The organism is Pelotomaculum propionicicum (assembly GCF_048984525.1).
GTDB lineage: Bacteria > Bacillota > Desulfotomaculia > Desulfotomaculales > Pelotomaculaceae > Syntrophopropionicum > Syntrophopropionicum propionicicum_A.
Genome location: NZ_JBMGJC010000007.1, coordinates 165,292 through 187,400, shown reverse-complemented (window position 1 = coordinate 187,400; position 22,109 = coordinate 165,292). Strand labels below are relative to the sequence as shown.

The window sequence follows — 22,109 nt, the reverse complement described above, 5'->3', positions numbered from 1 at the left end:
TTGGGCAGGCTGGTTATTAATCCAGGCACCTTCACCCGGTGGAGCCGGTTTTACTCAATCTATTACTAAATGCCTTCTGCCCCCTGGAGACCAACACTCCCGGGGGTGTTTTCTGTCATGGGGTTCAGGTGGGACAGAGGGAAGGTCCCTTGTCCCCGGTCCCCTCACTAAATTTTTGACGATAATTGTCGAATACTGGAGGAGAATCCTTCTGTACGTGGAAAAAAATGATAATGAGATATACGGTTTTAAGAGGAGTAAAACAATGGCCATAAGCACATTATACGAAGCCGGGCTGGTCAGAACCAAATACAGCATTCCTGGAGCCGGCTACTACCTGATATCACGTGAGCGCCTCAACGATAAGTTGAATGATTCAACCAGGCACAAGCTCACCCTGGTAACAGCGCCCGCGGGTTATGGTAAAACAACTGCCGTCCTTGGATGGCTGGAAAAGTCAAATCTTCCCGCAGCCTGGTTGTCAGTTGATGACAACGACAACAACCCCATGCTGTTCTGGCGCTACATATGTGCCGCCCTGGAGGATATGGCGGCCGGCATAACCCGTGACACAGAATATGTTTTTTCGTCGCAGGAACTGATCAAGGCAAATATCCAGATAAACATCCTTATCGACAGGCTGGTGGGGATGGAGTCCGACTTCATGCTGGTTATCGATGATGTGCATTTAATTACCAACCCGTTGATTTCTAAAGGACTGTCTTATTTAATAAACTACCTGCCGCCCAGGATGCACCTGGTACTGATAAGCAGGACAGAGCCAGAGCTGGAACTGGCAAAGCTTGAAATCAAATCTCAGCTGCTCAGGATCGGCACAAAAGACCTTACCTTTCGAGGGGAAGAAATCTCTAGATTTTATAAGATAAGGGGTTTCCCACTCGACAACAAGGATGTTGAAAAGGTAGAGAACTATACCGGGGGCTGGGCCGCGGCTTTAGTTGCCATAGCTATGTCTATAGAGAAAGACACCGTCAGTAATGACATTGTGGCCGGCATTGCACGCAGCGGTCATGGTATCTACCAATACCTGAAGGATGAGGTAATCGGATCCTGGCCGTTGGAAAAAAAGATGTTTGCTTTGAAAACCTCCGTGCTTGAAACGCTTTGCGAACCCTTATGCGATGCGGTTACAGGAGAGAGTAACGGGGCGTGGATGTTGCAGGATTTCAGAGAACGAGACGAGTTCCTCATATTTTTAGATGATGAAAAACATATCTACAAATACCATCATCTTCTTAAAGATTTCCTTTACGAGCTCCTTAAAAAATCAGACCCTGCCGGGCTTTTAGAGCTGCATGCCAGGGCCGCAGCCTGGTATCGTGAAAAAGGGCTTGCTTCCCATGCTATTGATCATTACTTAAAAGGACAAATGTATGATCGTGCCTTGACGTTGATAGAACCCCAACTGGCTGATTTTGCCGGAAGAAATGATTACGACACGGCAATGACCTGGATAAACCGGCTGCCTGAGTCATACAGGGTAAACAGCCTTGATATTGCCGGCTTATACTCGGATTATTACGCTTCAATGAACTGCTTTGACTTGTCCCAAAAATGGATTGACAGGATTAAAGAACTTGCTGTTGAAATCGATGACCCGCGCCGAAAACTGTATGCCAAAGTGTTATTCAGTTTGGCAAGTGCCAACCTGCTCATGAGAGAAGGGAAGATGGAAGAATTACTATCCTTAATGAAGGATGTTAAGGAAAATGAATATAGTTACTATAAAACGTTGGAATACTTTGATTTCAACATTTCAGACATATATTTCTACCGTTGCCCCATCTACAAGGGGGCAATCTTATTCGGGGAAAAATATAATGAATTCTCTGAGATTGCCAGGAAATTAAGGACAGTAATTACAAAACATCCGGGATACGCCCCTCTTGCGGCAGGCGAATACCTGTATGAAAACAACAGGTTGGAAGATGCCCTCCCATACCTGCTCAAGGCCCTGGAAGAGGCGCGGTCCGCTAATTGTCCCGGAACTCTTGTCCCCGTGATGGTGGATTTAGCCCGAATAAAAAGGGCTCGGGCGGATTTGCCGGGAGCTTTTGCCGCCCTGGAAGAGTGTGAAAAGCTCCTTCAAAGTATAAACAAAATCCACTGGAATTATTTAATTAACGCCTACAGAACCTGTTTATATCTGGATACAGGAGATATGGATATGGCAGACAAGTGGATTGGTTCCAGCAAACTAAATATTTACAGTGAGATAAACAGGATTAAAGAATTCGAACTTATTGTATACGCCAGGGTTTTGATGGCCAAAAACCGTACTGACGATGCCGGGCTTTTGCTGGCCAGACTTCTGTCCTTTACCAAAGCTGAGGCGAGGCTGCACAGCAGGGTAGAAATATTGAACCTGCTGGCTATGCTGGCATATAAAAGAGGTGAACTTACCAGTGCGGTGAACTGCATGAAAAAGTCACTCACCACAGGTATACAAGAAGGCTTTGTCAGGAGCTATGTTGATGAGTTTGAACCAATAATCAACGTTTTAAAGCAAACTGTCAGCCACTTAAGGAATGAGGAAGGCCCAGACGCAGACCTGACAGCCTATGCTAAAAAACTGCTCAGGCAAACACAGGCCAATATGCGGGTGCTGTTACCTGCCAAAAGTGAAGCTGCTGCCGCAAGGTTAAAAAGCATTTTAACAGCGCAGGAGATAAAAGTGCTGGAACTGCTCTATTCGGCACACACTAACGAGGAGATCTGCTCTAAACTGAATATCGGCCTGAGAACCGTTAAGACCCATACGGGCAATATTTACAGCAAACTTGGGGTGAAAAACCGCGCCCAGTGTATCAAGCTGGTCCGTGAAACAGGCCTTTTGGATTAGATGATTGACTGACAGACTGACAGGGTTTTATAAACCAAATTCAATTTTATGCTTTGTCCCATATCCATATTATGAAATAAAAACATGCAGGAGATATGCATAGCTCTTTTTTGTATTTGGCGTACTTTGGTACGACTCTTATTTTCCATTTTTGTAGTATTATAAAAAGTACTTAAAAAACTGCATCAACCCGTTTATTAACTATAAAATTTCAAAATAAACAACTAGGGCAAACTCGCCGAAAGGCGGGGACGCAAAGCCAGCGGGCCTACAAGTTTGTGCACTTAAGGCAGCCGGGCTGCTGAATGGTTACCTATTCAGTCAGTTTGGGCTGCTTTTGTGTCATATATTTGCCAGTAAAATGATAGGTTCTAGAAGTTCGATAATGGTAGACAGGTCATACTTTAAGCTCAGACTATATCCATAAAGAGAAGAGGTGGACACCGGGGAAAGGACAGCAGGGTAATCACGGCGGATACAAGCAAATGTTGTTATGCAGGGATTTGCTTCAAAAAAGGGAGGCTGTGAAGCACGGCCTGAAAATGGACACTTGGGCCGTGCGGAGCCAGTAGTGTAACCGGCCCTCTTAGACTTAAATTTTTAGGAGGGAAATGTATGCAATCAATGAGAAAATTTAGGAAACTGGGTTTGTTGCTTGTTTTGACAATAGTGCTTAGCATAATGTCTGCGGGAATGGCTTGTGCGTTAGAGGGATCGACAGATTACAGATTGCCAGGTGTTGCCAGCGAAAGTATCGTACCAGGCTGTAGTAGTTGGCTTAACCCAGGAAGTATAGTTAACGATGGTAGCTCTTTCGCTATGTTTCCCGGTGGAACTGGTTCAATATCTTATTATCTTAGAGGATCAAATTTTGGCTTTACCGAAACCATGATTCCAAGTGGGGCTACAATTACTGGGATAGAAGTTTCTGTTAGGCGCATAGCAACTCCAAATGATGATATTCAAGATTACTATGTCAGTTTAATAAACGCATCAGGCTCTATTCTTGAAACAAACAAAGCGAACATTGGCGTGAGTTGGCCTACGGATGCGGATGGTTTTTTATTTGGGGACGAAGGTATATCGGCTACTTATGGCGGACCTGGTGATCTTTGGGGGCTTACCAGTTGGAATGTTGCTGATATTTTAGATCCCGACTTTGGCGCAGCGCTGTCAGTTGTTATTAATGCTACTGCAGATAACGCTGTCGCTGGTGTTGATTCCATGAAAATCAAGGTGTATTATACAGTCGAAGGGCAGATAACACCTACCCTTTTGGTAACCAACTCTCCGGTGGCCTACAACGGTTCACCACAAGCTGCGGCAGTTTCCGGTTCAGTTGATGGTGTGGTAAGTGATATTAAGTATGATGGGTCTTCTGACATGCCAACCTCTGCCGGGACTTATGCGGTAACGGCAGACTTTACTCCAACTGATACAACAAACTACGCCAGTTTGGACGACGCCTCCGCCGGCAGCTTCGTGGTCAGCCAGACTGCGCCGGTTCTCTCGGTAACCAACTCTCCCGTAACCTACAACGGTTCGCAGCAAGCTGCGGAAGTATCCGGCTCAGTTGCCGGTGTGGTAAGTGATATTAAATATGACGGGTCATTTACTGTTCCAACCGCTGCCGGAACTTATGCGGTAACAGCAGACTTTACACCAACCGATACCACAAACTACGCCAGTTCGGACGACGCGTCCGCCGGCAGCTTCATTATCAACCAGGCAACGCCTGTTCTTTCGGTTACCAACTCTCCGGTAACCTACAACGGTTCACCGCAGGCTGCGGCAGTTTCCGGATCGGTCGATGGCGTGGTCAGTGATGTTAAATATAACGGTTCATCAACAGTGCCGACCGATGCCGGTACTTATGCGGTAACAGGGGACTTCACACCAAATGATACAGTTAACTACACCAGCTTGGACGACGCCTCCGCCGGCACGTTCACTATTAATCAACTGACGGTAACACATACAGTTACAGTTACAGTAGCAGCCGACTCGACTGCGGGCGGTTGGGTCAGCGGCGAGGGGACTTTCGAAGAAGGTGCTATAGTTACAGTCACTGCCACCGTCAACGCGGGCTACAGCTTTGTCAACTGGACCGAGAACGACGCAGAAGTAAGCACCAGCGCCGTGTATGAGTTTATCATGGGCACGGCTGACCGCACCCTGGTGGCTCATTTTGCGCTCATACCCACGTACAACGTCAGCGTATCTGCCAGCCCGGCTGAAGGCGGCAGCGTCAGCGGCGGAGGGTCCTACGCGGAAGGCGCCAGGGTAACGGTCACCGCCGCCGCCAACCCGGGTTACAGCTTTGTCAACTGGACCGAGGGTTCCAATGCAGTCAGCACCAAAGCCACCTATAGATTTACTATGGGAACGGCCGACCGTAACCTGACAGCCAACTTCCAGGCTGCCGCTCCAGGGTGGCCAAAGGGGATCAGGTTATCGGCCACTGCAGTGACTTCCAACAGCGTTACCCTGACCTTGAACCAACCGGTTCCGGAGGCTGTAGAATATATAGTTTACTATGGGGAACAGTCCAAAACATTTAGTGCAGGCGCCGGCACAACATTTGTAATTGACGGGCTTAGCAAGGGCACTTCCTATACCTTTACCGTCCAGGCCGGGTACGCAGGGGATATTGAAACCACTAACGGTCCTTCGAAAAAGGTAAGGACAAAGTAATATGTGTTGATACTAAATATTTCTGATTAAGTCTCCTACATGAAGCATATCAGAAAATAAATCAATGCCTTCGTTTCCGGTACATCCGGAGCCGGAGGCATTTTTGTCTGGAAACGGAGAAAAGGCCCAACTTCAGGCGAGGATCGGGCCTATTATTGACATATGTTCAATACAGCGTATAATAAATAACAACATAATCATAAAGGAGAAAGAGAATGAGCAAAGACTGCGACCAAAAATGCGGCAATTGCGGTGAGGACTGTGCTGAAAGGAAGGATTCACCCAAAGATTTTCTCGTAAAACCGCACGAACTGAGCAATATCAAAAAAGTTATCGGCATTGTCAGCGGCAAGGGGGGGGTCGGCAAATCGCTGGTGACGTCATTGCTTGCCGTAACGATGAAAAGGAGGGGCTACAATACAGCCATCCTCGATGCGGACGTTACCGGGCCGTCCATACCCAAAGCTTTCGGGATCAGGGAGAAGGCGACGGGGAATGAGCTCGGCCTGCTGCCGGCAAGGAGCAAAACCGGCATCGAAATCATGTCGATAAACCTGCTGCTGCCGGATGAAACGGATCCGGTTGTCTGGAGGGGCCCCATTATCGGAAATACGGTAAAGCAGTTCTGGACAGAAGTAATCTGGGGCGACGTGGATTACATGTTCATTGATATGCCGCCAGGCACGGGGGACGTTTCTCTTACCGTGTTTCAATCCATACCTGTGGACGGGATAATAATTGTAACATCACCCCAGGAGCTGGTTTCAATGATAGTGTCCAAGGCCGTCAAGATGGCAAAAATGATGGATATCCCGATTATCGGCGTAGTTGAAAACATGGCGTATTTCAAGTGCCCTGACTGCGAGAAAAAACATCAAATATTCGGTAACAGCCACATTGAGGAAATCGCCCGGCAGCATAAAATCGATGTGCTGGCCAGGCTGCCCATCGATCCAAGGCTTGCGAAAGTTTGCGACAGGGGACTGGTTGAACTTTTCGAAGGCGACTGGCTTGAAAAAGCGGCCGACAGCCTGGAGATGCCGGGTTTTTCAGGCGGCCGGGAATGCTGACAGCTTTAGGCGGTGGTGCCTGGAAGGCAACAAATTTGTTTGATAATGTTGAGTAGGGAGGCGCTGGAGTGTAAATAGCGCCTCTTTTTTAATAAGATGTCAGTGGGACGGGGTTATAGATTTTTTCTGTAAAATAAATGAATAGTTTAACCCTGCGGAGAAGCAGCCCTCATTGTCCTTGGAAGGATAAGACAACGAGGGCTGCTTGTGTTTTCCCTGCTGTGGCAAATCTGACGGATATCGTTCGATAAAGGGAAAGAGTCTGTTTTGTTGAAAATATTATAGAAGGCCATAGGTAAGTTATTTTATGGGGGGTGTTTGGAAATTGTCCAGGGAGGAAATGTGTTTGCTTGAAGGCACTTTATTGAGCGACACCAATAATTTCAGGCGAATTCTGCTTAGTATAGCTGACGGAGTATACATGACTGACCGGAACAGAAGGATTATTTTTTGGAACCGGGCCTGCGAGGAAATTACCGGCTTTAGTGCGGAATACACTCTAGGACACAAATGTTCCGATAATATATTGAACCATGTTGATGCAAACGGGAACCCGCTGTGTGAAAACGACCTGTGCCCCCTGCACCAGTGCATGGTCAAGGGGGCGCCCGGCGACAAACCGGTCCTGGTGCGGGCCAAGCGGCGTGACGGCTCACGTGTAATTGTGGAAGTAAGCGTGGCGCCCATCATAGGGGATAACGGAGAAGTAATCGGCGGCATAGAAGTATTCCGGGACGTAACACTGCTGCAGGAACTGAAAGAGACCAAGGCCAGTTTCCTGTCAGCTGTCACCCACGACCTTAAAGCGCCGCTGACCGTAATCAAGGGCTTTCTGGAACTGGTTTTAGCCGGTGACGCGGGCAGTTTGAATGAAACGCAGAAGGATTTCCTGGGCAGCGCCCTGGAAGAATGCGACCGCCTGAACAAGCTTCTGGGCGACCTGTCGGACCTGGCCCGTTTTGAGGCTACCGAGTTCTCTTTTTCCCCGCGGCCGGTAGACATTGTGCCCTTGTTGCGGCAGGCCCAGCATCTTTTTGCTATTGAGGCGGAACAAAAAAGGCTGGAACTTAAAGTTGATCTGCCGCAGTCATTATGTGTGGCCGGGGACAGGGACAGGTTATACCAGGTAATCACCAACCTTGTTTCCAACGCGATTAAATACACGGAAAAAGGGTTTGTACATTTGTCCGCTGAAGTGTCTGGCGATAAGGCGATCATTTCGGTACGGGACAGTGGCATTGGCATGAGCCGTGAAGAACATGGAAAAATATTCGACCAGTTCTATAGAGTTGACAACCCGGCCACGCGAAAAGTGGGAGGCACGGGTATCGGGCTGTCTATCGTCAAAAAAATTGTGGACATGCACAATGGAGAAATTACTGTTCAAAGCGAACCCGGCCAAGGCAGTATTTTTCAAATAAGCCTGCCCCTGTGCGAAAAAGAACCAGGGGGACTTACCTAGTGCCTCTTTTTCTTGCCTGGGTTATTTGGCCTTTTCAAGTTCCAACAGACGAGCCTTTATATCCAGCCCTCCTCCAAAACCGGTCAGCTTTCCATTGGCTCCGATTACCCGGTGGCAGGGGATAATAATAGGGATCGGGTTGCGGTTACAGGCTTGCCCCACCGCCCTTGAGGCTTTTGCGTTACCCACGCTTTGGGCTATTTCCTGGTAACTCCGGGTTTCGCCATAAGGAATATTGAGGAGGCTTTTCCAAACACGCAGCATGAATTCTGTGCCGGAGGGAGCAAGGGGCAGGTCAAATTCTTTGAGCTTTCCCGCCAGGTAGCCATGCAGCTGCCGGGCTGCTTCTTTTAAAATGCCGGTTTCATAGATGATGTTGTTCCGGGGTATTTGCTCATTCTCAAAAAAAATATTTGTGATACAGCCCCTGTTTTCAGCTATGCCTATTTCCCCGATGGCGGTCTGGTAGAAAAATATATTATTCATTTATTTCAGCCTCCTGTTCAAATGCTGTGCGACAGAGGGAACGGTTCTTGTTGTTGCAAAAGCGACAGAGGGGACGGTTCTCATTGTCGCAAAATTGAGTGATGCGCAGGTAAATGACAAGAGACCTGTTTCACTTGTCCCGGCAATATGGCCGGCATCATTTGCGCTGCAGGGAACCAAGGATGCTCCGCCAGAAAAAATTTTCAACTATCATATTATACCACGAAGGTTTTCTGATTTGGCAGGAGGATAATCTAATGAATTTCAATAATTGGATGGTATAATTAATCAACCAATTGGCTGTTGTTAACCTCTGAAAAGGCAAATATACTAATTTCAAGCATTCCAACTTTAGAGGGGAGTAAAAATGAATTATAATTTTGCCGAGAGGGTCAGCCAGATGGAGAGTTCGGTAATACGGGAAATATTAAAGGTAACCGAGCGGCCCGAGGTTATCTCATTTGCCGGCGGACTGCCGGCTCCCGAACTTTTTCCCATAAAAGAAATCAAAGAAGCTTTTTGTGAGGTCCTGGAGGGGGATGACCCGTCCGCCCTGCAGTACAGCACCACTGAAGGGTATCTGCCCCTACGCGGGTACATAGCGGCCAGGATGCGGGAAAAAGGGGTAGAGGCCGGGCCTGATAATATCCTGATTACCAATGGCTCTCAGCAGGCGCTGGACCTGCTGGCCAAGCTGTTTGTCGATCCCGGGGATGTAGTTTTAGTGGAAAAACCCAGTTACCTGGGAGCAATTCAGACATTTCGCAGCTACCAGGCCGGGTTCTGCCCGGTGCCTACTGATGACCAGGGTATAGATATTGACGCGTTGGAATTGGCAATAAAGAAACAAAATCCAAAAATGATTTACCTTACTCCCACTTTCAAAAACCCGACCGGTGTAACCATGAGCCTTGAAAGGCGCCGGGCGGCGGCAGATTTGCTGGGGAAATACGGAGTGCCCCTGATCGAGGATGATCCTTATGGGGACCTCAGGTACAGCGGTGAGCCGCTTCCCCCGGTCAAGTCGTTTGACGATGCCGGCCGGGTGATCTACCTGAGTACGTTTTCCAAGACCATAGCACCAGGGTTGCGCCTGGGCTGGATTGTTGCCGGCCGCGAATTGATCCGGAAGCTGGTGCTGGCCAAGCAGGGGACCGACCTGCATACGGGTACACTGGTACAGCGGGCGGTATACCGCTACCTGGAAAAAACCGATGTTTCCGGCCACGTCCTAGCCATCCGCAGGGAGTACGGCCGGCGCCGGGATATTATGCTGGAGGAGATGCGGCAGAACTTTCCGGAAGGCATTTCCTGGACCAGGCCGGACGGGGGGATGTTTCTCTGGGTTACCATGCCGGAGCACATTGACACTATACAACTGCTGGAAAGGGCAGTAGAAGAAAACGTGGCTTATGTGCCGGGGGCGCCTTTTTATACGGACAGAGAAGGACTTAATACGATGCGCCTGAACTTTTCCAACTCCACCCCGCACCAGATCAAAAGCGGCATCAGGCGCCTGGCCCGCCTTTTTGCCAGTTGCCTGCACTGATTGAAAAAGTCGTGTTGTGTTTTTCTTATCTTTTAGCTCCAGGAAAGGAGTATTTTTATGAATATTAGGTTCGAGCCGATGACGGTGACGCACTGCGGGGAAGTAATGGATATCTTCAATTATTACGTGGAAAACAGTTTTGCCGCCTACCCTGAGCATAAGCTCCCAAACCAGTTTTTTGGCATGTTCCTGGAGATGACCAGGGGTTACCCGGCGTATGTAATAAAAAATAATGATGACGGCAGAGTTATAGGCTTTTGTTTTCTCAGGGCTTACAACCCCATGCCGGTGTTCAGGGAAACAGCTGAGATAAGTTACTTTTTAGATCAGAAAGAGGTCGGCAGGGGCATCGGCAGAGAAGCCCTGTCTCTGCTGGAAAGAGAAGGCGGCAGGATGGGGATAAAATACATAATGGCAAACATATCGTCGCGTAACGAAAAGAGCTTGCAATTTCACAGGAAGAATGGCTTTACTGAATGCGGCAGGTTTCATAATATCGGGCGTAAAAAAGATGTGCATTTCGACGTGGTGTGGATGGAAAAGGAGATAGTGTAGCATTGTTTCAAACGTGTCAAGGGGACGGTTCTTGTGACACGTTTGAAAAAAGCGTGTCAAGAGAACCATCCCCTTGACACGTTGTGGAGGAGGTTGACAGTGAAAATAAACTTAGACCGTGAAAGCCGCACCCCTTTATACCTGCAGATAAAAAACCAGGTCCGCCAGCTGATACTGGGACGGGTCCTGCAGCCGGGTTATCGCCTGCCCCCGGAAAGAAAGCTGGCCGCAGCCCTGGGCGTAAACCGGAGCACGGTGGTAAACGCTTACCGTGAACTGGAGGCCGATGGGCTGATCGAGTCTCACGTGGGCAGGGGGACTGTAGTTAAGTATGTTCCCGACAGGGAAAGCGGGGATGAAGCATATTCCACGGTACAGCCCCCGGCCTGGAAAAACCTGTTCAGCAGCCGGGCTTCTAGGATGTTCAATCCTTTTATAAGCGATATGCTTGAACTGGTTACAAGTGAAGATACTATATCATTGGCCGTGGGAGTGCCCGCACGCGAGTTTCATCCCTCAGAAGATTTTAACAATATAATTTCAGGGTTGATCAATAAAGAAGGCGGCTGTCTTTTTGAGCACGGGCCTACCGCCGGGCATTATCCCCTGCGTGAATACCTGGCGCAATTTATGCGTAATAAGGGTATCCAGGCCGGGCCGGATAATATTATTATTCTCTCGGGTTCTCAGCAGGGATTGGATTTAGCGGCTAAAGTCCTGATAGAACCGGGAGACCCGGTGGTAATAGAAGAGCAAACGTATATGGGCGCCATCCAGGTTTTTGCCACAGCCGGGGCTCGCATATTAAGTGTTCCCATGGACGAAGAGGGAATGAGGCTGGATATCCTGGAGCAGCTTGTTTCCCGCTACAGGCCGAAGCTAATTTATACCCAGCCCACTTATCAAAACCCGTCCGGCATCACCATGAGCGGCAGCCGGCGCAGGGATCTTTTAAGGCTGGTCTATCGTTTTCACGTGCCTGTTATAGAGGACGACCCCTACAGTGAGCTTTGTTTTGAAGGGGGCCCGGTTTCTTCACTGAAGTCACTGGACGCCGCCGATCATGTAATTTATCTCAGCACGTTCTCCAAGATGCTTTTCCCAGGCCTGCGCCTGGGCTGGATGGCGGCGCCGGCGGACCTTGTCCGGCAGCTGCTGATGGCAAAACAGCTCGACGACCTGCACACCAACAGCCTTGCCCAGTGGGCGGTCAATAAATATTGCCGGGAGGGACTGCTCCAGGGACACCTGGAGAAGGTAAGAGGAGAGTATCATAAAAGGAGAGACGCCATGCTGGCATCCCTGGCGGAATACGCGCCGTCCGGCCTGCGGTGGAGCCGTCCCGCGGGCGGCTTCCACGTCTGGTGCCGCCTGCCGGAAGGGGTCCAGGCCGGCAGCCTGCTGGCCTATTCGGTTGAAAAAAAAGTGGCCTTTGTGCCCGGCGGCATATTTTACGCCAACGGCGGCGGCAAAGAAATGTTTCGCCTGAGCTTTAGCCGCTGCTCACCGGCCAGGATCCGGAAAGGCATATCAATAATTTGCGACGCCCTGCGTGATTTGTCCAATACGGGGCCAGATCACAAAAAAGACACCCGGCATGTAAGGGAAGAGGGGCAGTTGTTTTAAGGATACTTAGCGCTTATAATTTTTTCCCAGGTGCCAGGCTTGGCCAAGATATTCGCCAATGCTGAAATAGCGGTTGTCGAACATGGATAAGACCACCGGCCGCATTTTCTGAACATCGGGTAAATCCCCGGTCAGGTATTTGTCCTCAGTATAGGTCTCAATTATTTCGCCTATTATGATGTAGTCCAGCCCGCCGATATCGAGGACCTCCAAGACTTTGCACTCCATGTTGAGGCTGCAGTCCTCGATCATCGGCGCATTGCCGAGTTCCCCGTAAAATACTTTAAAGAGGCTGCTCTTGTCTGTCTTTTCACCTGAGTAAATGCCTACGTAATCGGTAATCTCCAGCATGTCCTGCGAAGGGATATTCACGCTGAAAGCCTTATTTGCGAGAATGCCCTTGTTAGTGTAGTGCTTTCGGAACGAACCGAAGGCAATCATGCCGGGGCTGTTGTTGACAATACCACAGAAAGCTATTGTCATGAAATTAGGCTTCCCGTCCACATCGGCGCCGACCATGACCACCGGGTAAGGATACAAATACGGTTTATTGCCGAGCTTCTTTTTATCCACTTTTTAATCACTCCTTCTATGACTTATACCGACCGGGTTTAGATGAAGTCATCGTTTACAAATACCAACCGTTTGCATGTACAAACAAATAATTAATAAAAAAATATTACTTTCCGTCAAGCCGTTCACCCGCATCAAAAATTAATTTTGTCAGGCTATCACCCTCCTCTTCCCCAAGAATATCCGAATACCTGTCATACAGGCTGCTCCATGCCTGCTCTATTCTTTCCTGGAGGACAAGACCTTTTTCGGTCAGGTTGATGAGAGAATTTTTCCCCTCCACAGTCCTGGTTACAAAGCCCTTGACCTCCAGCTTGTCAATAAACCTGGTTACCGTGGAAGGAGTAAGATGCAACGCGCTGCCGAGTTCCTGCTGTGAGATGCCCGGGCGCTCATGGACAATCATCAGCAAAAAGGCGTAAGCAGGCGACAGCCCTGTTGGCGCAAATTCTTCCTCGGCCATTTTTGTGATTATTCTGGCCAGCTTGCTGGCGGTAAAATACAGGCAGTTTTTAAGATATTCTTCTATCATGGCAAATTATCCTTAAACATTTGTATATACAAATGTTATCATGGAAATAGAATCCTGTCAAATTGGTATGAACATAATGTCCCTTTTTATACGTTTAAAGGGTATTTAGCTGAAACCTAGAATATGAGATATAAAATTATTTACGGAGGGGTTTTTGTGTTCGTTGGCAATGTTAAAAACTTGGATGAAATAAAAGTAAACGCTCCCGGTGTGATAAACGCCTTCAAAAAAACTTTAATCGGCCCGCGGGAAGGGTGGGAAGGCTGGGTCATGCGACTTTTTACCCTCAGGGAAAGAGGGTGCTCTCCGCTGCACGCGCACCCGTGGCCGCATATTAATTATATCCTGAGCGGCACCGGAGTATTGCTTTTAGATGGAAAAGAAACCCCGCTTAAAGAGGGCTCTATAGCTTATGTCCCCTCCAACGTGGAGCACCAGTTCAGGAGCACCGGTGATAACGATTTCGTTTTCATCTGCATCGTTCCGGAGGAAGGAGACAAGTAACACCTGATTGAGTATGAGAAAACACGGCTGTGTAGCAGCCGGTTTTTTTTTGGGGGGGCCGGGTTCTTTTATACCGTACGACAAGTTTTTTGATAAAAATTCTCAAAAACGTAGGAAATTCATCTCTGTGGATGGAAGTTATAAGAGTAGTAGCAAATTATTCAAAGCGATGTAATGGCGTAATGGGATTATTATTGAGGGAGGGATGATATTTGTCCATGCTTAGAAACACTAGATCGTATCCTTTGATTCTGGTATTGGCGGTATCCTTAACCTTTGTCCTGGGCTGGGGCTCGAAAGCTGAGGGAAGTAAACTTACGGATCTGGGAGAAGCTTCGTGGGCCGAGAAGGCTATAACTGAAATGGAAGCCAGCGGAGTTGTTACCGGTTACCCCGGGGATGTTTATAAGCCATACAATGATGTTACCAAGCTGGAATCTGTGGCTATGCTGATTCGGATGCTGGGGCTGAAAGACCAGGCTGAAGCGGCAGAAAAAACCGGTGCGGATTACGTGCTGCCCCCGGACATTTACTGGGGCAGCGGATACCTGTTCATGGCGGTTGCGCGGGGTATGCTGGACGGGGATTATTTGCACCTGCTGCAGCCGAACGTTCCAGCGACCCGGACCGAAGTGGCCATGTTGGCTTTCCATGCTCTTGCATTAGATCCGGACAGCAGCGAGATGGAATTTAGTGATGCGGACCAGATACCCGCGGATTACCGGGAAGGTGTTGCGGCGGTGGTCAAGAGCGGCATCATGCAGGGGCTTCCCGGCAATGTATTTAAACCGAATGATAATATTAACCGGGCTCAAATTGCTGTTATGATGTCCAAAATTGTGGAATTAAAATATGCCGATCCCTGCCCTGCCAGGCGTGCCGGCGGTACTGTCACAAACATAGAACCAAACAGCCGGGTGATAACTCTGGATTCTGTCGGCAGCATTTTCTATGCTGACGGTTGCGAGTTTTTTCTTGACGGGACCAGTGTTTTACCGGAGGAGCTAAAGAGTGGAGACCATGTTGAAATTATCATGGACAAGAATCAGCACGCAGTTTACGCTAATGCATTGCGACCAACTGATGCCCGGAAATACAAGGGCAGTGTGAGCCTTATCCTTTCATCTGGCGGGGAATACTGGTTAAGTATTATTGGCAATGACGGACAGGAGTTAACCCGTCCGGTGGTACATAACGTTGAAGTTTATTATTCCGGTGAAATGTTAAGTGTTACAGATTTAAACAAGGGAGACTATGTTGAAATACTTGTTTCAAATTATAAAATTATTAAGATAGTTTTCCTCGGGACTTCTACAAGCCTGGAAGGAGAGATAAAGGATCTGGATGATGTTGGGACCATGGGTATAACCATACGCGATGATGAAGGAGACACAACGGAATACGAGGTAGCTGATGATGTAGTGGTAAAGAGAGATGGCCTCAGCATTGATTTTGACGACCTTAACGAAGGCGATAGAGTAAGGTTGGAATTGGACAGCAGTGACCGGATTGATTACGTTGAGGTACTTAAAATGGATCAATTGGAAGGTGAAATAAGAGATCTGGATACCATCGGGACAATGGGAATAGTCATACGCAACGATGATGGAAAAACGACCGAATATGTAGTAATTGATGACGTTAAGGTTGAGCGGGACGGCGACAGAATTGATTTTGATGATCTGGACGAAGGAGATTGGGTAAGGCTGGAACTGAACAGCAGGGATCAGGTATGTTATATAGAAGCAAATGAAGAATACTCTAATGCTGAAGGCACTGTGGATGACCTGGCAAAAGACGGCCGGAAGCTTATCAGGATAAGAAGAAGCAGCGGCAACAGGGTCCAATATGATATAGCAGACGGTGCTGATTTTTACAGATACGGTGATAGGATCAGCCTGGATGATATTGTTATTGGATCTTATGTTGAGGTCCTGCTGGATGACGATGAAGTCATAAAGATTGAGGTCATCAACGATAGGAATATAACTCTGGAAGGCTCGGTAATTTATGTGAATGAAAGGGACAAAAAGTTAAGGGTAGAACAAGTCAGCGGCAACCGGTTCACATACGGCCTGGCGGATGACCCGGACCTGAAAAATCATGGCGGCTACAGTATAGACCTGGATGATATTGAAGAAGACTGGGAAGTCAGGATCAACCTGGAGGACGGGGAAATCACCACCCTGACAGTGTTGAAATAGAATTTTTACAATATATAGTTTTTTACAACATGCTTAATTGCAGAAGTAGGCCCCCTCATTATTTTTTGGAGGGGGCTCTGCCGTTTATATTGCTATAACTTGGGAGGAATTGAAAGCAACCAGTATCTATATAATTAAGAAAGTATATCTAAGGATCAAAAAAATGATAGGGGGTAAATAGCGTTATGAATAAGAAGTGGAAGATCCTTTCCGGTTTTGCCGTGTTTCTTTGCTTGACCCTGCTTATTATACCCAAAGTTTTTCCTGCCTGCAAAATGATGATACAGACGGCAAATGCCTCGACGGTCCCCATGTGCTGCCGGTACGCCTACCAGGTCGAATTGCTTGTCTCAATGTTTGCCCTGCTTGTGGCAGGTTCCCTGTTTTTTATCAGGGGGGCGGAAGGGCGCCGGCTTGGCGGTCTGTTCCTGGTGTCGCTGAGCCTTAGCATAATTCTGGTCCTGCAGCCCTGGGTTATTGGAACCTGCAGCAGCCCTGACATGCCTTGCAACAAAAGCCTGCCATGGTTTTATAGCGCCGGAACACTATTAATGATGACAGGTGTGGTTTTGGCCTGGCTGGCTCCCCGTTCCGCAGCGGAACAAAATGCGGAAAAAGCAGGACGCTTGGCATACAACGGAAAATCCGGCTACGGCACAACCCCTTAAGCGGGCCTGAATTTCTTTTAAAATCTAATTATATTAGATAATCGACCCCCTCCTTGACTGAATATATTTTTCATTTTACAATACAAATGTCATTACAAGGAGGGTATCACATGAAAGTTATAGGCATCAACGGCAGCGCCAGGAGTGACGGTAATACCGCGATCCTTATAAAACGTGTCTTCGCGGAGCTTGAAAAGGAAGGCATCGAGACGGAACTGATCCAGCTTGCCGGCAAGCCAATAAGGGGCTGCATGGCCTGTTACAAATGCATGGAAAATAGAGACAGGCAATGTTCCGTTAAAAATGATTTTTTTAATGAATGTTATGAAAAAATGGTTGAAGCGGACGGTATTATCCTGGGCTCTCCCACTTATTTTTCCGATATGTCGGCGGAGATGAAAGCCCTGATTGACAGATCTGGTTTTGTGTCAATGGCCAACGGCGGTTTGTTAAAACGAAAAGTGGGAGCGGCTGTATCTTCCGTGCGCCGGGCTGGAGCGATCCACACCATTGACTCAATCAACCACCTGTTTTTTATCAGCCAGATGATCGTGCCCGGCTCGAGCTACTGGAACCTGGGTATTGGTATGGGTAAAGGTGACGTGGAGTCTGATGCGGAAGGGATGCACACCATGCAGGTGCTAGGTGAGAACATGGCCTGGCTGCTGAAAAAGATTAACGGGTAAGGCACAAAGAAATATTTAGTTATATTACCGGAGGCCGGTAATATATACCAGCCCATAATTAAATGTCAAATCACCCTTATGCGTTTTATAATAAACATATAAAGGAAAAACGGCGGGGTGGTCCAAGTGCCTGTTGTAAAAAGGAGTTCCAAAGTAATATCGTTAAGGCAGAGGATGGTAGACCGCGTTTTAGCCGAAAAAGAACTTGTGCAAAACCTGGCTCACCATCTCGGTGTCGATGTGGGCACAGTAAAAAAATGGGTAGTGGAGTGTTATAGCGACGATATGCTGCGCAGCATCCTGGGAGACCTGGCAATGGCCAGAAAAACAAGAAAGAGATAATTTTAAACGAGCCCCTCAAAGGCTCGTTTAATTTTTAACTTACAATCTGGTAAGGGTATAAACTTATATTATTTTTGGCCAAGCCAAGATAAAATTTTTAAATTTCTCATATAGATATTTATTATGTATCATTAGTTAGAATAAGTTTTATTGAATGCGGAGGAGGAATGACATGCGTCCAGAGATGATGAAGATATTCGAAAATATGCGCAGTGACAACGCCCTCAGCATCCAGAGCGCCAGGGAGAGCGGCTTGAGGGTCGTGGGTATTTTCTGCGCTTATTCCCCCATGGAACTGGTGATAGCCGCCGGCGCCATACCGGTCAGCCTCTGCGGCACCAGGCAGGAGCCAATCGCCGCGGCGGAAAAGGTGCTTCCGCGCAACCTGTGTCCGCTGATCAAGTCGAGTTTTGGCTTTGCCGTTACCGATACCTGCCCTTACTTCCGGGCGTCGGAATTTATCATAGCGGAGACGACCTGCGACGGCAAGAAAAAGATGTTTGAGCTGCTCGGGCAGATAAAACCATTGCATGTGCTGCACCTGCCGCAGGGTACAAACCGTCCGGGCGCCCTGCGCTGGTGGCTGGAGGAACTGTATTTGCTCAAGGAGCGGCTGGAGGAACACCTGGGAGTTGCCATTAGCAGCGATGACCTGCGGTCGGCCATCAGGATCTGCAACAGGGAGCGGACGGCCCTTAAGAACCTGCACGAGCTGAACAGGCTTAACCCGGCTCCGCTGACCGGTCTGGATATGCTCACGACCATCTTTGTCAAAGGTTTTAACGTTGACAAGGAGGAAGGCACCGGACTGATCAACCAGCTTGCTGATCAAGTCAGGAATATTGCCGCTCAGGGTATATCGCCCTTTTCAAAGGGCACGCCCCGCATCCTATTAACCGGGTGCCCGGTGGGCATAGGTTCGGAAAAAGTAGTACGCCTGCTGGAAGAGTGCGGCGGCAGCGTTGTTTGTTTTGAGAGCTGCAGCGGCATCAAGACGATGGAATACCTGGTGGATGAAGATGAAAATAGAGATCCGATGGAAGCAATTGCCGAAAGGTACCTGCGGATACCCTGCTCCTGCATGTCGCCCAACCCGGGGCGGCTGGAGCTACTCGGCAGGCTGATTCATGAATACGGTGTGGACGGGGTCGTTGACCTTACCTGGCAGGCCTGTCATACCTATATTATTGAGGGCGAGCTGGTTCGCCGTCATGTAAAGGATAACTTTGGCCTGCCTTATATCCAGCTGGAAACCGACTATTCCACATCGGACATTGAGCAGTTGAAAACCAGGATTTCAGCCTTCATAGAAATACTCGGCGGGAGTTGATCATAAATGTTCACAGTTGGCATAGATGTGGGCTCCGTTACCACCAAGGCGGTTCTGCTCAACGGCAGGGAGTGGCGGCATGTGGTCAGGCCGACCGGGTGCAGCCCCCGGCAGGCCGGCCTCGAGGCCTTCGAGTCACTGCTGGGCGAGGCCGGCCTGGCGCAAGGCGATGTGTCAAGCGTGATCGGGACCGGTTACGGCAGGATCTCTTTGTCATTTATCGACAAGGCTGTGACGGAGATAACCTGCCACGCCAGGGGGGCGCACCACCTGCTGGCAGGGGCCGACATGGTGGTCGACATCGGCGGCCAGGACAGCAAGGTCATTCTGACCGACGGGCGGGGCGGTGTTGTTAACTTTGCCATGAACGACAAGTGCGCCGCGGGTACGGGCCGGTTTCTGGAAGTGATAGCTACAGCTTTAGGAGCGGACGTCAGCGAGTTGGCGGATTTAGCACGGGGCGCCGAGCCTGTGAATATCAGCAGCATGTGCACCGTTTTCGCCGAGTCGGAGGTTATAAGCCTTTTGGCCCAGGGTATGGACAAAGGTAGGATTATCGCCGGCATCCATCGATCCGTTGCCTGCAGGGTCGCCGCCATGGCCGAGCGCCTGGGCAAAGGTGAGCGGATTATATTTACCGGTGGTGTGGCTAAGAATGACGGGGTCAGAGAGTTCCTGTCCAGGGAACTGGGCAGGGAAACCGTTGTGGCGCCGGAATCCCAACTGGCCGGCGCCCTCGGCGCCGCCCTGCTGGCGCGTGAAAAGCCGGTAAGGAAAGAAGGTTAAGCGGCCTCGCGCCGCTTAATATATTGCATGGATCAGGGGGACGGGGTTGTTGACAACCCTATGATACGTGTGTCAGAAGAACTGTTATACTGACATGAAAGAGTGTCTTGTAACACTAAGAAAAAGCAAAAAACGTGTCAGGAGAACCGTCCCCATGACACGGTCAGAAAGATGCTTCCTTGTAGTAGAAGTCGTTTCCGTAAACCTCATAAGAACCGTTATTGTAGGCGGCAGGTAAAGTTAAGCCTCTTTTTACAGCATGGATGAAACTTGACTCATCCCGCACCCAGTCCGGCATCCATGTAGCGAATTTTCCCACTTGGTCAATCACATGGGCATCGCTCCCACCCAGGGCGGCCACATTTAATTCGAGGGAAAGGTCATATGCCTTCAAATTATGGTGCTTTGGAGTGCTGCCGTTGAATGCCTCAATACCCCGGACCAGAGGCAGGTCCCGGATGAAATCTCCCATGCCGCGGTTATTCTGTCGGTAAGGATGAGAACAAATAGCTACTCCGCCGGCGGCTTCAGTGATCCTAATTAGTTCATTGGCATGGACAGTCTTTTCAGGCAGGCGGTCCAGGCCGAAAACTGTCATATCGCCTTCCAGCGTCAACACTTCAGCGCCGGTAATGATCAAGACCCCGGTTTTTTTGCTGAGAGCCGCAGCCTCCGCCCGGATGGCGTTGCTGTCATGGTCTGTAATGCAAATTCCGTCCAGTCCCAATTCGTCAGCCTTTTTAATGATCATATCCAGGGAAATAAAGCTGTCTGCTGAGAATTTCTTTTCGTGCAGATGGGCATCGATTAACATAGAATAATCTCCATAAAGATGATCTTATACCCATTATAAATGTTTTGTTTAGGAAGGGGAAATCAATAACTTTTATATGCCGGGAGGTCATTATAGATATTTTCTATTGTTGAAAAAACAGCCTCCCAGGAGTATTTTCTGGCCATTTCCTTCCACCCCGCCGACGGAACGTCGGAAAATGTCTTTATCCTTTCCAGCTTCCTGAAGATACCATAAGCCAGCCTTTTTTCGTAAGCGGGCAACTCCTCCTCAATGGGTAAATCCGCAGAGCGAAGCCTGGGTAAAGAAACATATTCAATTATACCCAATTCTTCCATTCTGGAGCCGACCCATTCACGTATCCCCGGCACCTCGCTGGCTACCACCCAAAGCCCCGATGCCAGGGCTTCCATCGTGACAAGGGAGAGCCCCTCATAAAAGGAAGGGATGATAAAGAGGTGGCATTGCCGCATCAGCTGTCCCAACTCTGCCTGTGGCAGGTTTCCAGTGAAGATTGTCTCAAAAGGACAGGCATCGGCTAAGGCCATAATCTCATCATAGTCACAACCGCATCCTGATCCTGCCAGAGTCAATTGGAAGTCATTCCGTGTCAAAGGCAGCTGGGAGACGGCCCTGAGCAGGGAAGGGACACCTTTGGCGGCGCTGAGTTTTCCCGCGTATAGAGCTTTAATTATGCCGCCTGTCTCCCTGTTTTCAGGGGGGTAAAAAATATTCCTGTCAAAGCCGGAGCCGGTTACGATAATCCTTTCCCCGTCGATCCCATAGGTATTTTCTATCTGTTCGTTCTGAAAAGGTGATAGGGCTGCGATCCGGTCGAGCCGCCGGCATCCCCTGAGCACCTGGTCGCTGAATTTGTCTGCGCTGGCTAACTGCCTTAATTCGGTACCGTGACAGACGCCTATTACCGGGCGATAATGAAAAAGCTTCCTGACCAGGGCGGCCAATAGCCAGAGGTGATGGACAATAATCAGGTCCGGCTGAAAGGCGGCTGCGTCTTCCAACGCTTTAATGAACGCTTTTTCCCAGAGGCGGATCATCTCGTCAGTCATCTGCCGGTAGCGGGTGCTCGGATAAGGCATCTCATCGCTCATCCCGGGCACCGGGAAGGGCAGTTCTTTTGTTTCAAAAAGGACGGGTATAAAATGAAGGTTTGCCGGCATATATTGACCGCATTTCCCGTCTCCGGCGGATATGCCCGCTACAAGGCATTGATCATGACCTCTTTGAGCGGCTATTCTGAGCAGGTTGATAAGGAAGATCCCGCTTCCGGTATGTCCCGGTTTTTGTGCGATTACATGCAGGATTCGCATACTAAAAGCATCTCCTTTGGAAATTACAGACCAGACCCAGTGTCATTCGCGACGT

General features: G+C 48.9%; 19 protein-coding genes and 2 riboswitches. Of the genes, 14 read left to right on the top strand and 5 right to left on the bottom strand.

The window, feature by feature from the left end:
• Window positions 1-265: 265 nt before the first annotated feature.
• The 4 genes from ACOBQJ_RS09660 to ACOBQJ_RS09645 all read left to right on the top strand — a co-directional run bounded on the left by ACOBQJ_RS09660 (window position 266) and on the right by ACOBQJ_RS09645 (window position 8,089).
• On the top strand, window positions 266-2,863 hold the full coding sequence (locus ACOBQJ_RS09660; protein ID WP_421071545.1) for a LuxR C-terminal-related transcriptional regulator: 2,598 nt from the start codon (window positions 266-268) through the stop codon (window positions 2,861-2,863).
• A gap of 218 nt (window positions 2,864-3,081) precedes the next feature.
• A riboswitch (cyclic di-GMP riboswitch) is annotated at window positions 3,082-3,169 on the top strand.
• Window positions 3,170-3,371: 202 nt separating this feature from the next.
• A riboswitch (cyclic di-GMP riboswitch) is annotated at window positions 3,372-3,454 on the top strand.
• 441 nt (window positions 3,455-3,895) lie between these two features.
• Entirely contained in the window at window positions 3,896-5,557 is a 1,662-nt protein-coding gene (locus ACOBQJ_RS09655) for an InlB B-repeat-containing protein (RefSeq protein WP_421071544.1), read from the top strand.
• A gap of 215 nt (window positions 5,558-5,772) precedes the next feature.
• The gene (locus ACOBQJ_RS09650) at window positions 5,773-6,627 is read left to right on the top strand and encodes a P-loop NTPase (protein WP_421071543.1); all 855 of its coding nucleotides are present in this window, start codon (window positions 5,773-5,775) and stop codon (window positions 6,625-6,627) included.
• Window positions 6,628-6,973: 346 nt separating this feature from the next.
• On the top strand, window positions 6,974-8,089 hold the full coding sequence (locus ACOBQJ_RS09645) for an ATP-binding protein (RefSeq protein ID WP_421071542.1): 1,116 nt from the start codon (window positions 6,974-6,976) through the stop codon (window positions 8,087-8,089).
• A 21-nt stretch (window positions 8,090-8,110) separates the two neighbouring features.
• Here ACOBQJ_RS09645 and ACOBQJ_RS09640 read toward each other — a convergent pair whose 3' ends face one another.
• Window positions 8,111-8,575, bottom strand: coding sequence for a methylated-DNA--[protein]-cysteine S-methyltransferase (locus ACOBQJ_RS09640; protein ID WP_421071541.1), 465 nt, complete (start codon window positions 8,573-8,575; stop codon window positions 8,111-8,113).
• 367 nt (window positions 8,576-8,942) lie between these two features.
• Between ACOBQJ_RS09640 and ACOBQJ_RS09635 the strand changes: the two genes are divergently transcribed.
• From ACOBQJ_RS09635 to ACOBQJ_RS09625, 3 genes are all read left to right on the top strand, one after another.
• Complete coding sequence (locus ACOBQJ_RS09635) at window positions 8,943-10,124, top strand: PLP-dependent aminotransferase family protein (protein ID WP_421071540.1); 1,182 nt, start codon at window positions 8,943-8,945, stop codon at window positions 10,122-10,124.
• A 57-nt stretch (window positions 10,125-10,181) separates the two neighbouring features.
• Entirely contained in the window at window positions 10,182-10,679 is a 498-nt protein-coding gene (locus ACOBQJ_RS09630; protein ID WP_421071539.1) for a GNAT family N-acetyltransferase, read from the top strand.
• A gap of 99 nt (window positions 10,680-10,778) precedes the next feature.
• Complete coding sequence (locus ACOBQJ_RS09625) at window positions 10,779-12,305, top strand: PLP-dependent aminotransferase family protein (RefSeq protein ID WP_421071538.1); 1,527 nt, start codon at window positions 10,779-10,781, stop codon at window positions 12,303-12,305.
• A gap of 6 nt (window positions 12,306-12,311) precedes the next feature.
• Here ACOBQJ_RS09625 and ACOBQJ_RS09620 read toward each other — a convergent pair whose 3' ends face one another.
• Together ACOBQJ_RS09620 and ACOBQJ_RS09615 are read right to left on the bottom strand one after the other, a co-directional pair.
• Window positions 12,312-12,878, bottom strand: coding sequence for a flavin reductase family protein (locus tag ACOBQJ_RS09620; RefSeq protein WP_421071537.1), 567 nt, complete (start codon window positions 12,876-12,878; stop codon window positions 12,312-12,314).
• Window positions 12,879-12,984: 106 nt separating this feature from the next.
• Complete coding sequence (locus ACOBQJ_RS09615) at window positions 12,985-13,410, bottom strand: MarR family winged helix-turn-helix transcriptional regulator (RefSeq protein ID WP_421071536.1); 426 nt, start codon at window positions 13,408-13,410, stop codon at window positions 12,985-12,987.
• Window positions 13,411-13,566: 156 nt separating this feature from the next.
• On the opposite strand from ACOBQJ_RS09615, the gene ACOBQJ_RS09610 reads away from it, so the two are divergent.
• The 7 genes from ACOBQJ_RS09610 (at window position 13,567) to ACOBQJ_RS09580 (ending at window position 19,930) form a co-directional block, all read left to right on the top strand.
• Window positions 13,567-13,914, top strand: a complete 348-nt coding sequence (locus tag ACOBQJ_RS09610; RefSeq protein ID WP_421071535.1) for a cupin domain-containing protein — start codon at window positions 13,567-13,569, stop codon at window positions 13,912-13,914.
• Window positions 13,915-14,132: 218 nt separating this feature from the next.
• Complete coding sequence (locus ACOBQJ_RS09605; protein ID WP_421071603.1) at window positions 14,133-16,118, top strand: S-layer homology domain-containing protein; 1,986 nt, start codon at window positions 14,133-14,135, stop codon at window positions 16,116-16,118.
• Window positions 16,119-16,303: 185 nt separating this feature from the next.
• Complete coding sequence (locus tag ACOBQJ_RS09600; protein WP_421071534.1) at window positions 16,304-16,786, top strand: DUF4418 family protein; 483 nt, start codon at window positions 16,304-16,306, stop codon at window positions 16,784-16,786.
• A gap of 110 nt (window positions 16,787-16,896) precedes the next feature.
• On the top strand, window positions 16,897-17,472 hold the full coding sequence (locus tag ACOBQJ_RS09595) for a flavodoxin family protein (RefSeq protein ID WP_421071533.1): 576 nt from the start codon (window positions 16,897-16,899) through the stop codon (window positions 17,470-17,472).
• 126 nt (window positions 17,473-17,598) lie between these two features.
• Entirely contained in the window at window positions 17,599-17,814 is a 216-nt protein-coding gene (locus ACOBQJ_RS09590; RefSeq protein WP_421071532.1) for a hypothetical protein, read from the top strand.
• 172 nt (window positions 17,815-17,986) lie between these two features.
• Complete coding sequence (locus ACOBQJ_RS09585) at window positions 17,987-19,144, top strand: double-cubane-cluster-containing anaerobic reductase (RefSeq protein WP_421071531.1); 1,158 nt, start codon at window positions 17,987-17,989, stop codon at window positions 19,142-19,144.
• Window positions 19,145-19,150: 6 nt separating this feature from the next.
• Entirely contained in the window at window positions 19,151-19,930 is a 780-nt protein-coding gene (locus ACOBQJ_RS09580) for an acyl-CoA dehydratase activase (RefSeq protein WP_421071530.1), read from the top strand.
• A 163-nt stretch (window positions 19,931-20,093) separates the two neighbouring features.
• Here ACOBQJ_RS09580 and ACOBQJ_RS09575 read toward each other — a convergent pair whose 3' ends face one another.
• A complete protein-coding gene (locus ACOBQJ_RS09575; protein ID WP_421071529.1) occupies window positions 20,094-20,744 on the bottom strand; it encodes a PHP-associated domain-containing protein in 651 nt (216 codons plus the stop codon).
• Window positions 20,745-20,806: 62 nt separating this feature from the next.
• A complete protein-coding gene (locus ACOBQJ_RS09570; protein WP_421071528.1) occupies window positions 20,807-22,054 on the bottom strand; it encodes a glycosyltransferase family 4 protein in 1,248 nt (415 codons plus the stop codon).
• Window positions 22,055-22,109 lie beyond the last annotated feature (55 nt).